General features: G+C 63.4%; 12 protein-coding genes and 1 pseudogene. 5 read left to right on the forward strand and 8 right to left on the reverse strand.

Annotated elements, in window-relative coordinates:
• Positions 1-263: 263 nt before the first annotated feature.
• From SOQ14_RS06725 to SOQ14_RS06730, 3 genes and pseudogenes are all read right to left on the reverse strand, one after another.
• Positions 264-947: a Fe2+-dependent dioxygenase gene (locus tag SOQ14_RS06725; RefSeq protein WP_322897290.1), complete on the reverse strand. Its 684-nt coding sequence runs from the start codon at positions 945-947 to the stop codon at positions 264-266.
• Between the two features lie 37 nt (positions 948-984).
• Positions 985-1,686, reverse strand: a pseudogene (locus SOQ14_RS14465) (energy transducer TonB); the annotation flags it as partial.
• Between the two features lie 6 nt (positions 1,687-1,692).
• Positions 1,693-3,915, reverse strand: a complete 2,223-nt coding sequence (locus SOQ14_RS06730) for a TonB-dependent receptor (protein ID WP_322897291.1) — start codon at positions 3,913-3,915, stop codon at positions 1,693-1,695.
• A 233-nt stretch (positions 3,916-4,148) separates the two neighbouring features.
• Between SOQ14_RS06730 and SOQ14_RS06735 the strand changes: the two genes are divergently transcribed.
• From SOQ14_RS06735 to SOQ14_RS06755, 5 genes are all read left to right on the forward strand, one after another.
• Positions 4,149-4,847 carry a PepSY-associated TM helix domain-containing protein gene (locus SOQ14_RS06735; RefSeq protein WP_416232737.1) on the forward strand — a complete coding sequence of 233 codons (699 nt, stop codon included), beginning with the start codon at positions 4,149-4,151 and terminating at the stop codon, positions 4,845-4,847.
• Positions 4,848-4,874: 27 nt separating this feature from the next.
• Positions 4,875-5,357: a DUF2271 domain-containing protein gene (locus tag SOQ14_RS06740; RefSeq protein WP_322897292.1), complete on the forward strand. Its 483-nt coding sequence runs from the start codon at positions 4,875-4,877 to the stop codon at positions 5,355-5,357.
• Between the two features lie 23 nt (positions 5,358-5,380).
• The gene (locus tag SOQ14_RS06745; protein ID WP_322897293.1) at positions 5,381-6,220 is read left to right on the forward strand and encodes a DUF4198 domain-containing protein; all 840 of its coding nucleotides are present in this window, start codon (positions 5,381-5,383) and stop codon (positions 6,218-6,220) included.
• Positions 6,217-7,203: an FAD:protein FMN transferase gene (locus tag SOQ14_RS06750; RefSeq protein WP_322897294.1), complete on the forward strand. Its 987-nt coding sequence runs from the start codon at positions 6,217-6,219 to the stop codon at positions 7,201-7,203. The genes SOQ14_RS06745 and SOQ14_RS06750 overlap by 4 nt, the downstream gene beginning before the upstream one ends.
• 361 nt (positions 7,204-7,564) lie before the next feature.
• The gene (locus SOQ14_RS06755; protein ID WP_322897295.1) at positions 7,565-8,137 is read left to right on the forward strand and encodes an MOSC domain-containing protein; all 573 of its coding nucleotides are present in this window, start codon (positions 7,565-7,567) and stop codon (positions 8,135-8,137) included.
• Positions 8,138-8,279: 142 nt separating this feature from the next.
• On the opposite strand, the gene SOQ14_RS06760 is transcribed toward SOQ14_RS06755, so the two are convergent.
• The 5 genes from SOQ14_RS06760 to SOQ14_RS06780 form a co-directional block, all read right to left on the reverse strand.
• Positions 8,280-8,765 carry a DUF5946 family protein gene (locus SOQ14_RS06760; protein WP_322897296.1) on the reverse strand — a complete coding sequence of 162 codons (486 nt, stop codon included), beginning with the start codon at positions 8,763-8,765 and terminating at the stop codon, positions 8,280-8,282.
• A 173-nt stretch (positions 8,766-8,938) separates the two neighbouring features.
• Positions 8,939-9,553 (reverse strand): HAD-IA family hydrolase, encoded by a 615-nt coding sequence (locus tag SOQ14_RS06765; RefSeq protein WP_322897297.1) that lies wholly within the window; start codon positions 9,551-9,553, stop codon positions 8,939-8,941.
• Between the two features lie 67 nt (positions 9,554-9,620).
• A complete protein-coding gene (locus SOQ14_RS06770; RefSeq protein ID WP_322897298.1) occupies positions 9,621-10,364 on the reverse strand; it encodes a class I SAM-dependent methyltransferase in 744 nt (247 codons plus the stop codon).
• Positions 10,365-10,506: 142 nt separating this feature from the next.
• A complete protein-coding gene (locus SOQ14_RS06775; RefSeq protein ID WP_322897299.1) occupies positions 10,507-11,514 on the reverse strand; it encodes an acyl-CoA thioester hydrolase/BAAT C-terminal domain-containing protein in 1,008 nt (335 codons plus the stop codon).
• Positions 11,511-12,347, reverse strand: coding sequence for a MerR family transcriptional regulator (locus SOQ14_RS06780; protein WP_322897300.1), 837 nt, complete (start codon positions 12,345-12,347; stop codon positions 11,511-11,513). Before SOQ14_RS06780 ends, SOQ14_RS06775 begins: the two co-directional genes overlap by 4 nt.
• Positions 12,348-12,393 lie beyond the last annotated feature (46 nt).

Raw genomic sequence — 12,393 nt, forward strand, 5'->3', positions numbered from 1 at the left:
CGGCCCCTGTCGGAGACCTAGGATCGTCCGCTTTTTGGAAAGCGTCGGCGAGCGCGGAACGTCTTCCTTGGGGTCGATTGCAGAATGGCAGGATTTTTTCAGATTCAAAGCAAAGCCGCTATGCCGCTTTTGGGATCTCGGATCAGCTCCCCTCATGGCTGTTGATGGGTGGTTAAGCGAATAGCGGCTCTTGGCGTCAATCTTTACCACCGCAGTCGAATAGCCTGACTGTTGCCATGACCAGATCCGGCAACCCACGCCGATCAGGCGTCGGCGGTATGGCGCAGCAGATTGTGATAGGTTGCTGTCAGCGCGATCACCGAGGGATCATCCAGTCCCAGCCTGGCCGCCAGCGTCTGGATCGCCTGATCCATTTGATACAGGTTTCCGCGAATGGTTGGATCGCGCACCATCGACTGGATCCAGAAGAAGCTGGCGATGCGCCGTCCTCGCGTTACAGGCTCGACCCGGTGGAGCGAGGACGCGGGATAAAGCACCCCGTCGCCCGCACCCAGCTTGACCCGCTGCGGCCCGAAATCGGTCTCCATCACCAGCTCGCCCCCGTCGTAGGCTTCAGGCGGTTCGAGGAAGAGCGTCATCGACAGATCAGCACGCACCCGCCAGTCAGTGCCAGACCGCACGCGCAGCGCATTGTCGACATGATTGCCGAACGCCTGCCCGCCGCTGTAGCTGTTGAACATCGGCGGATAGAGTCGGTGCGGCAGGGCGGCGGCGATGAATTGCGGGTTGCCCTGCAAGGCCGCCATCACCATCTGGCCGGCCTTGCGCGCGGCTTCGCTGTCTTCAGGCAATTGGAGGTTGTTCTTCACCATCCGGGCCTGCATCCCTGAGGTCACGGTCCCGTCGGTCCACTCGGCCGCGTCGATCACCGCGCGCAGCATCGTCACCTGCGCCGCATCGAGGATTTGGGGTATCGCAATCAGCACGTTCTTGGCCTTTTCTGCCTAAGGTGAGGACGAAGGGTATCTCCACGATGCCGCGAACCTTGACCGGTTGCCCTGCAATGCGCCGAGGCTGCCAGCGCCAGCCGCTGACCGCCTCGAGCGCGGCCTGATCAAGCCGGGGCGATCCGCTGGATCGTGCAACCGATATCGCCTCAACGTGTCCTTGCGTGGAGACGATGACAAGCAGGGAGACGGTCCCCTGCTCCTTCTTGCGCCTGCTTTCGCGAGGGTAGCGCGGCGGTTCGCCGGCCACAAGCGATGCCTCGAGACCATCGGACGAAACCGTCGCGGGCGAAGCCGAGGGTGCCGCTCTGGAGGGTCCTGCCGCCAAAGGGTGCTCGGGGGCCGGAACGGGAGCGTTCATTGCTGTAGTTGAAGGCAGTGCTCTCTCTGGCACCACCAGTGCTGCATTGGCGAACTCGAAGGGCACCGGAGGCGCGGAGATCGCGACAGTTTGCTGGGGTTCGGCGGGCTGATCGGGCGGCTGTTCGACCGACGAGGCTGGCGGTGGCGGAGGAGGAGGCGCGGATGAGGACAGGTCCATCGTCACCAGCCGCTCCACTTGCGGGGCGCCCGCCTGATGGCTCAGGCTCAGCGCCAGGGGCAGGAACGCCGCATGGGCGGCCGCCGCCAGCACCAGCCCGCGCAGGCTGGGGCGCCGAGCAGCGCCGAAGCCTGCGCCGCCCCCGCCTGCCGGGTCGAGAAGGCCGACGGCGGCCATCGCGGATCAGAAACCGACCCGCAGCGTCGCTACCACCGTGCGCCCTTCGCCGGGCACGGCGATCACGTAGCCGTCGGTAGCGCGGATGCGCTGGAGATAGCGCTCGTCGGCGAGGTTGTTGGCATTGACCTGCAAGGCGACGGTGTCGGTGAAGCTGTATTCCGCCATCGCGTTGAACAGCACGTAGTCGCCTGCCTGCCAGGCAGGGACAGTGAGGCTGGAATTGCGCGTCGCGAATTCGCCCACGTAGTTGAAGCCGCCGCCGAGCCTGAGACCGATGCCCGTGTCGTAGGTGGTCCAGAGTGTGCCGCTGTGCCGGGGCATGCCGGCCAACTCCTCACCCTCGGTGAAGGCTGATGCGGTCGCCGCTCGCAGGATCTCGGAATCGAGGAAGGTGTAGGCGGCAAAGATCTGCCAGGCATCGGTGATGTTGCCGGTCGCGGACATTTCCACCCCCTGCACCCGCTGGCGACCGGTGAGCGCGATATCGCCATCGACGGTGATCGGCTGATTGACGCGGCTGTTGCGGAACAGCGCCGCGGTAAGCGCAAGTCCGCCGTCCATCAGATCGACCTTCGCGCCGATTTCGTAATTCTCGTTCTTAAGCGCAGGCAGCGCGGCGTTGGCGGTCGTGACCGTGCCGGTCGCTGTGGCGGCAAGCGTCTGCGGCTGGCGCGCATCGGAATAGCTGACGTAAAGGCTGGCGTTCTCGGCCGGCTTCCAGACTAGCCCGGCCTGCCAGCTGAAGAGGTCTTCGGTGAATTCCCGCTCAGTGAGGGCGGCATAATTCGTCCCGCCCAGTTCGACCTCGAAGCGCTCGTAACGCCCGCCGAGATTGATGTGCAATGCCTCGCCGATCTTGAGCGTGTCGGTGCCGTAGATCGCGATCCGATCCGCGCTGTTGTCGAACAGGCCGAAGGTGCGCGATTGGGTGATGGGACCGGCGAAGTCGGGATCAGGGGCGAACAGGTTGCGCGCCGCTCCTGAAAGGCCGGTGGTGGTGATGGTTTCGCGGGTCAGGCTTTCGCGGCTGACCTCGGCCCCGATCACAAGCGCATTGCCGATCCCGCCCTCGCGCACCGGATGGTCGACCACCACAGCCGCACGCGCGGCGGCGACTTCGTTGCGGCTGATGCGGCCAAATCCTTGCGGGCCGCCGATCACATAGGTCGCACCAGCGGTGTTGCCGGCAGCGATCGCATTAACCGCGGCCTGAAGGCTGGCCTGACTTGTGGGGCGCGGGGTCGACCACACCGCCTCACGCCGCACCTCGCCCCAACGCACTCCGCCGGTCAGGCTGACGACGTCGCTGATCTGGTGATCGATCGTCACCGTGGCGATCAGCAATTCCTGATCTTCAAAGTCGATATTGCGCCACCCGTAATAGTTGCTGAGCGGGAAATTGGCCGCCGCGCCGCTCGCCAGCACGGGCACGCCATAATCGATGAGATTGTCATCTTCCTGATACTGGAGACTAGCGGTGACGGAGGTGTTCTGATCGAGCCCGAAGGCGAGCGAGGGCGCGATGCCGAAACGCTTCTGGCCCACGAAGTCACGCCCGGCGATGCCCTGTTCGTGCGCCATCAGGTTGATCCGCGCGGCGATGCCCTTGTCCGCGTCGAGCAGCACATTGGCATCGGCGGTCGCGCGCAGCCAATCGCGGTTGCCCACGCCCGCATCGGCGTTGACGAAAGTGTCGGCCACCGCTCGCTTGGTGACGAGATTGATTTGTCCGGCCGCACCGCCAGCACCCGAAAGGGCGGTGTTGGCGCCCTTGAAAACCTCGATCTGTTCGAGGTTGAACACATCCGAGCGGCTATATTGAAGACGGTCAGCAAAACCGTCGATTGCGATATCGTTGCTGGCATCGAAGCCGCGCAGATTGATGAAATCGCCCGATCCGGCACCGCCTTCGCCAACACCCAGCGTGATGCCCGGCACATTGCGCAGCGCGTCGGCGAAGCTGACCGCCTGGTTGTCTTGCAGGAAGCTCTTGTCGAGCACGGTGACTGTGCGCGGGGTATCGCGCAGCGGCTGGGTGACAAGCGGATTGCTCACACCCTCGGGCTTGTAGCTGTCTTCGATCACTGTGTCGGTGACGGTGACCCCGCCCAGCTTGCGCGCAGGCTCTGCATCTCCGGGCTGGGTTTGCGCCTGAGCCGGAAGCGCAAAGGCAGCGGCCCCCACACAGCCGAGCGCCAACATCCGCGGCACAAACTGGTTTGTCATCATTCGATCCCTTGCATCCATTGATCCAGAGTGTCGAGCCGCTATTGCGAGTCATTCGCAGAGTCAAGCGCTTTGTTGCGTGTCTCTGAAGATTTCGCAGGACGGTGTAAGATCAATATCTTGCAATGTGACGCCGGCTGCACAGATGGAAGGGCGTGGCATATTATTTTTATTGCAAACTATTTGCAATAAAGGTTAGGGGCGTTTGTCATTTTTGCAGGAGTCGTTCCCCCGTGGCCAGCCAACCCTCAGCCGAGGCACAGACCACACCCCGTGCCACGCGGCCAGCACCGGCAAGCCCCGCCGCGCGGGGCAAGCGCGGGACCCTGCGACAGTTCTGGCTGAAGCAACTTTACGCGTGGCACTGGATCAGCGCTGCCGTGTCGCTGGCAGGCATTCTGGTGTTCTCAATCACCGGCATCACCCTCAACCACGCATCCAGCATCAGCGCCGAACCGGAGGTGCGCATTGCGACGGGACAGCTTTCGCCCGCCGCGCTCGCTGCCTTGGCAAAAGGCGCGGACGGCGGCCTCGCACCGCTGCCTGCGCCGGTTGCCCGCCAGATCGATGCCGAAATCGGGATCATCGCCGGCCAGCGCGAAGCGGAATGGTCAGCCGATGAAGTCTACCTCGCCGTGCCCGGGCCGGGCCGCGACGCCTGGGCCAGCATTGATCGCGCCACCGGCCGGATCGAAGCCGAATTGACCGATCGGGGCACCGTGTCGTTCCTCAACGATCTGCACAAGGGCCGCAACACCGGGGCAGCCTGGTTCTGGTTCATCGACGTCCTGGCGGTCGCCGCGATCATCTTCACCATCACCGGACTGCTGCTGTTGCAATTGCACGCGCGCAAACGACCGACGACCTGGCCGCTGGTCGGAATTGGCACTGCCGTGCCGGTCATCGTGATCCTGTTCTTCATGCATGTCTGACGCCCCCGTTTTCAGGAGAAATGCGCCATGAAAATTTCTGCCCTGCTGGCCGCCGGCGTCGCCGTCACGCCTGCCATTGCCGCCGCCCAAAGCGTGACCATCACGATCCCGCAAATGAAGGTGTCGGAATATCACAAGCCCTATGTTGCCGTGTGGCTTGAGCCTGCGGCCGGCGGAAAGGCGCGCACGCTGGCAGTGTGGTATGACATCAAGAAAGGCGGGGCCGAACCGGGCACCAAGTGGCTCGCCGACTTGCGAACCTGGTGGCGCAAGGGCGGGCGCAGCCTGAACATGCCGGCTGACGGGGTGAGCGGTGCCACCCGCGCGCCCGGTTCCTATCGCATCCCTCTGCCCGCCAATCTGGCACCCGGTGCCTACACCCTGCACGTCGAAGCCGCACGCGAGGACGGCGGGCGCGAGCTTGTATCGGTGCCGCTGACCATTCCCGCCCCCAAGGGACGCGCTGCCGGCAAGACCGAGCTGGGCGCTGTCACCATCGCCGCCCGCTGAACCTCGTATTGAAAGGAACTGACATGATCCGCAAGACCGTTCTGCTCGCCGCCGCTTTCGGCATGGCCACCTCGGCTGCAGCGCACAATGCCTGGCTGCTGCCGTCCAACACGGTGCTGTCCGATCTCGGTCAGTCGGTCACGGTCGATGCCGGGGCATCGACCGCCCCGTTCGAGGCCGATCATGCCGCACTGCCAGCCGCGACCGTCAAGGTGTGGGCGCCTGACGGGACGATGGGCACGATCGAGAATGCCGCTCGGCTGCGTTACCGGTCCACCTTCGATGTGCGGGTCGACAAGCCCGGCACCTGGCGGATCGGGATGGAGAACCGCGCGGTGACCGGCAGCTTCACGCTCGAGGGCGAAAAGTGGACGGTCGGGCGGCGGCGCGGCCCTGCGCCGGCCCCCGGCGCGCCGGTGCGCAACATCGCCACTGTCGATGAACTGCCCGAGGGCGCGACGGACCTTGATCTGACCGAGGTGCTGGGCCGCAACGAATTCTTCGTAACCGCAGGTGAGCCCACCGAAACACTTTTCGCCACCACCGGCAAGGGGCTGGAATTCGTGCCCGTCACCTTCCCCACCGATCTGGTGGCGGATGAGCCCGCCCAGTTTCGGTTCATGGTCGATGGCAAGGCTGCCGCCGGCCTCGAGGTCGAAATCATCCCCGGCGGGCGCCGTTACCGCAGCGATCACCAGAGCATAAAGCTTGCCACCGATGCCGATGGGCTGCTCACGGTCAACTGGCCGGGCGCAGGCTTCTACTGGCTGAATGCCACGCTGACCGATGCCAAGGCCGCACACCCCGGGGCCGCCAAGCGGCGGATGAGCTACACGGCCACACTGGAAGTGCTCGCCCCGTGACGCAGGTGCAGGCGCCGCCGCGCATCGCCGTCCCGCCATTCATCGATCCGGCGATGCTGGAAACGTTCGATCCGGGAGCGCCTGTTGTCCGGCTTGGTGGTGATACCATGGGCACCACATGGCATGTGCTGGCGGTGGTTCCCGCCCGTCAGCATATACCGGTGGCGGAGCTGGAACGACGGATCACCGCGAGACTGGCGGCAATCACGTGCCAGATGAGCCATTGGGACAAAGGTTCCTTGCTCAGCCTGTTCAACCACGCGCCCGCTGGGACGCTCTACCCCCTGCCTCATGATTTCAACGCGGTCGTCGCCTGCGGCTTGCAAATCGCCGCAGATAGCGAGGGAGCCTTCGATCCGGCGATCGGCCGCCTGACCGATCTGTGGGGCCTTGGCCCGAACCCCGCCTCAGACCCACCCGATGCAGCAGCCGTCCGTACAGCGCAGGCTGTCAGCGGATGGCGCCGATTGGGGTATGATTCCGAAGCCCCCGCGCTCTTACAGCCGGGCGGCGTGTGGCTCGATCTCTCCGGCATCGCCAAGGGCTACGCCGTGGACGCGATCACCGATCTATTGGGCGATCTTGGCGTGCATCATGCGCTGGTGGAGATCGGCGGAGAATGCCGTGGCCGCGGGATGCGGCCCGATGGCGATCCGTGGTGGGTGGATATGGAATCCCCCCCGGCCTGCCGTCTGCCGCCGCTCCGGATCGCCTTGCACGAGCTGGCGATTGCCACCTCGGGCGATTACCTGCGCGGCGCCCACACGCTGGACCCGCGCGATGGACTGCCGGTGCGCCACGGCGCGACCACCGTCAGCGTTGTGCATTCCGCTTGCATGGTGGCCGATGCGTGGGCGACCGCGCTGGGCGTGGCGCCTTTGCCGCACGCGCAGGCGCTGGCCCGCAAGCATGGCCTTGCAGTGCGTTTTGTGTCGCGAAGCGGCGATGAATGGTTCAGTCCGGCTTTGCAAGCGATGCTGTGAGATTTTGCGCGGGCAGACGTGCGTCGTGCGAGCAGCCCCAAATTGGCTCGTCGACCTAAGGCGTTCCGGGCGTGTCTGAGCATTTAGATTAAGCGCGATATCCGTCCCTGAAATCATGCGCCGCCACAACGTCGACTTTGCGGTCGATTGCTGAACGGCAGCAAATTTCCAGAAGCGAGGCCAATCCGCCATTATGAGCGCGGCAGCACCCGACCCAGAAAGGGTCGCTCCCGGCCGCGGCGCTCAATGTCGGGGTTCGCCAGAAGGCGCCATGCCGGTTTCGGGATGGCGCATCGCCCCTGCTCATGACCGGGTCTGGGTGGTTTGCTGAATGGCCGCTTGTGGCCTTGCGTGAACTGTGATGGGGGTGGCTGATACGGGAGCTTCCAAAATGACAGGTCAAGTTTTTGCAGTTGCAATGGATGGAAGTCATCGCTTCTCAAAGCAGATCGTGCCCGAAATCACGATTGTTGCAGGCCTCGGGGTGGACGGAGATGCGCACCAGGGCGCGACGGTGAAGCATTGTTCGCGCGTCAAGGCTGATCCAACCCAGCCAAATCTACGCCAAGTGCACCTCATCCATTCCGAACTGTTCGACGAAGCCGCCGAGCAAGGTTTTCGAGTTGGGCCCGCTGACCTGGGCGAGAACATCACGACCAAGGGCATAGATCTGCTTAGCCTCCCGCGGGGAGCACAACTTAGGGTCGGCGAGGAAGTGGTTCTCGAGATTACTGGCCTTCGCAATCCCTGTGCTCAAATCGATAACTGGCAGAAGGGATTGCGGTCTGCGGTGCTCGACCGGGGGCCGAACGGTGAGCTGATCCGCAAATCCGGCATAATGTCCGTCGTCTTGAGAGGCGGGCGTGTGCGTGCCGGTGATCGCATTGCTGTCGAGCTGCCTGAGCCGCCATTCTTGCCACTGGAACGAGTGTAATCCGCCGCGCGCTTCCGACCGTTATGGGGTCGGTGTCCAGATGGCGGCTGCTGGCGGAAACAGGCCGAAGCAGCCGTATAGATTTCGGGATCGCGGACTGGCCTCACCTATGACCGGTGATGGGCGGATTCCGCCGTTCTAGCTAAAGAGACTTCAGCATCGCGACGGTCTGATCTCCGAGTTCGGCCCAAGCGTGGAATGCGCAGTCGGCCCATGCCTTCACCGCCGATTCATGATTTCTCTCCCCTTGGGCGAGAACGTCCTCGAGTGTGACATCGAACTCGGTGGGAGCAGGCGGCAGCACCGGGAAGGTGCGCAAGGTTAGCTTCTTCATGATCGAGGGTATTCTCGATTGATCTTCGTTATTGCGAAGCGACAAATAAAGAGCAGCATAGTGAACCCAGACGGATTGTCGGGCGCGTCTATCTGAAGCATCGCCGGGATGTTGAAGCGCATAAGCGTCCACGGTCAGTCGGTGGACGGCACCAAACAGCATGGGGTTCTCATATTCGCGCGCCAGAACCCCACCATAGGCTTTCCAACACCCTGGAGAAGAAAGCATGTATTTGTGCGTAGGACCTTCGACAGCCACAAAGCTGCCGCCGCAAGCAAAGCACTTATGGTTCATACGGATACCGCACCGCACCGCCTCGCCTCACGCAACATGGATCAATGCCGACATTGACGAAACTCCGCTACGTGGTCGTTTTCATTATGGCAGCTAGGGCCGAGAAACCCGATGACGCTGCATGGAAGATATAGTGCTTGTGAAAATTGCCGCCGAGGTAGGCACCGGGTTGTTCAACGGTATTCCCACTGCATCACATCCATGAGTTCCCGGACAGTGCTGCCCCCAGTCCACATTGCGGCAGTCCAACCGCATTCTCTTGCCGCTTCCACGTTTTCGATCTTGTCGTCGATGAAGAAGATCGCTGCGGGAGGGATCTGCACAGCGGCTTCAACCGCCCGGTAGAAGGCATGATCGGGCTTGGAACAGCCGAGCGAGGCAGCGTAGTGCATGCCGTCAAAGCTGTCTCGCAGCGCCAGATGATCCCACAGGTAGGCGGCTCGCTCATGCTCCTGGACTGTGGCCAGATGGAGCTCGAAGCCTGCGTCTCGCAGGTGCTGAAGCTCTCCGAGCAAACGCTTGTCGATGTGCGCGTCGTTGTCGAACCAGTATTCGATCAGGGCTGCCGGAGAGACCGACGGCGCAATATCGGCGAGAGAGAGTGCCAGTCGATCTCGCAGAGCAGCGCGTCCATGCACGACATCAGCCCAATGGCGACGAAAAAATCCATCATGGAGCAAGGCAGGCGGGATGCCGAGGTCGTGCTCAAGATTGGCAGACCAGCCATCTGCATCCGGGTGCGTGATGAGCACGCCGTCCAGATCAACCATGATCGCCTTGCGCCGCATGCTTGTGCCTTTACCTTCTTCTCCGAAAGCACGCGGTGGCCGCGCGCTGATGGCCGGCGTCGGGTGGCTAGCTGCCTTGCAGCTGATTGCCGATCACCAGCCTGTATCCCGCATCATATTCACGCTGATCGCGAAGATATCCGTGCTTGCTGTCCCACTGCCCGGTTTCCAGATCATGCGACAATCGCGCAAGGCCCTGCTCCAGACCCTTGATCGACCAGAACGAAGAGCTGCCCGACCTGATCCGCGCGTCCAAATATGCCTCCGGTCGGCGCCAATATGCATACAGGAATCCGTCCGTGCAGTCATGCGGAACCAAGACCGGCTCAATAGTCACTGGTCCCAGCCATTCTTCATATTGCGACATCTGTGGCATTTGGCCTTCGTCCAGCGACACGAGTTTGGGCAGGTAGTCGGTCAACCATGGCCGGTGCGCTGGATCGAAGGTCAGCAGCACGATGGGGCCGCGCGTCACCCTCCTGATTTCGCGCAGGCCCGCAGCCTTGTCGGGCCAATGGTGGATGGTCAGAATTGCCATTGCGGCATCGAAGGACTGATCTTCGAAAGGCAGGTGCTCGGCGCTTGCCTGAATGACGGGAGCAGCCGACGGTTTTCGCTTGCGGATCATCTCCATCGACGGCTCGACCGCTGTGACCTGTCGGTCCGTCGGTTCATACGATCCGGTTCCGGCTCCGACGTTCAGGACGGTCGCGGCCGTTCCCAAAGCGTGGTTGATCTGCCTGGCGATCCGGGGATCCGGCAATCGCAGCTGATCATAATTGATCCCGATTGTGTCGTATCGCGCTGTCATGGATTGAGGTTAGACCCATCTGCAAGACCTGGACAATGGCACCGGGAGCCCCAGAATGACATCTCCCGTGAGGCCTTGAGCGGGCTGGTCGAGACCATTTCGAGCACGATCGCGCCCTGCAGCAAGACCTGGGGATTGGTCGTCATCGCGAGGCCTTTCGAGCGGCAGGCTCTGCCAGCGCGGTTTCAAGAAAGGCGAGCGTGCGCGGCCAGCCATCCTTGCGCGCGGCGTTATTGCCTTGTTCGGTGCCGCCGAACACGGTCAACATGAAAGGCACGTCCTTGCCCTCGGGAAGCGGCGGGCCGACGCCGAAATGCCCGGCATCCTTGTACGCGAGCAAGGTGGTTTGGAGGTCCGCCCCGCTGCCATCACGCCGCGTCTTGACCGCACGAGCCATCGGGCACGACGGCCACAGGCTGTCCGCCTCGCCGCACAGCAGCAGCACTGGCCCGGCGATCCGTTCCACGGGGATTACCGCTTCGCGATGCTGCGGCAGCGCGGCGAGCGCCGGGGTATAGACATCGCTGCTGAAACCACCCGGTGTAAGTGGCAGGAAGGGCACGGGCTTGCCCCCTTCGCTCCAGCTGGAGCTTTCCACCGGCGTGAAGTTCCAGTCGAACCCCTGCCACACCACATGGCTCGGCACCGCGGCGACCACCGCAGCCACATCCGAGCGGCGGCTTGCCACCAGCAGCGCCGCCTCAGCGCCCTTGGAAGTGCCCATGATTGCGATGCGCGCGGGATCAACCGTGGGCTGCGCTTTCAGCCAGTCAAGCGCACGGGTGATGGTTTCGAGCGGCACATCTTCAAGCTTTTCGGGCTGGCCGGGCAGGCGATAGTAACCGATCGCCAGCGCGGCAAAGCCCTGCTTGGCGAGCAGTCGCGCTTCGGCCTCGCTCGCCCCGCCAAGACCGCCTTCCGATCCGCCGAGCACCAGAACCGCGGCGCGTTTGCCCTCGGCTTCACCGGGGTAGAAATTGCCGATCAGTCCAGGCTGGTTGATCCGTTCGCCGCCCGGCCCCGGCTCAGCCAGTTCAATGGCAGGGATCCAAGGCTTGGTGGTCCACAGCCACGTCCCGGCGGCAAGCAGCAGCACCAGCACCGCCCCCAGCACGATGCCGAACCATTTTATCCATTTGCGCATTGTCATTCCGTCTCCTGAGGTGTGTTTGCCTGCATCCACGGGGGCACCGGGCCAATATCCTCGCCGCGCGCCAGCGCCGCGCTGGTTGCTGCGCTGATGAAACGCCACACCGCGCCGTCAAAGCCGGGATCAAACCCGCCTTCGCCGCGCCAGTTATCGACATCGTCATAGATCGCGCGCGCGCCTTCCCACATGGCAGGCGTTGCCACCTTCGAGAACGGCGCAAGCAGGGCCATCCATTCGCGCACAAAGCCAAGCGCTGCCGCGTTGTCGGGCGCGAGCGGCAGGGCTGCGCTGATCCGCGCGCCGAGATCGCGCCACCTCGCGTTGTATTCCTCGCTCGAAAGATCGCAGTCGATGGTCGGCATTGCGCGAACGAATTCGGCCTGCACGCTTTCATCCATGTAGCGGTTGGCAAAGGCCTGCCAGGCGACCATGTCGCCGCTGGCGGCGTGCTGGCTATCATGGATAAGCTGACACAAGGTTGCAGGGTCGAGCGCCTCGTGCCGCGCGAGCCGGGATTTAACCGCCACCAGCAGCTCGCGGATTTCGGCAAGGCGCGCCGCTTCTGTTTCGATCACTGTAAGCTGCGCATCGATCATTGCGCTAAGATCATGCGGCCCGCGCCCGAGCACCCGGCCAATCGCCTCCAGCGTCAGCCCGGCGCGCTTGAGAGTGACGATCTGGTGGATGCGTTCCAGTTCGGCCGCGCCATAAAACCGTCGTCCGGAGCCCGCCCGCAGCGGCGCGATGAGCCCGCGGGCCTCGTAAAAACGTAGGGCGCGCGAGGTAAGGCCAGTGCGGCGCACTACCTCTTGAATGGAAAACGAATCGCTCACACCTCGGGTGTAGCAGTTGACGTGGCGTCAACTTCAAGCGCCGAGT

Source organism: Erythrobacter epiphyticus, assembly GCF_034653295.1.
Taxonomy (GTDB): Bacteria; Pseudomonadota; Alphaproteobacteria; order Sphingomonadales; family Sphingomonadaceae; genus Erythrobacter.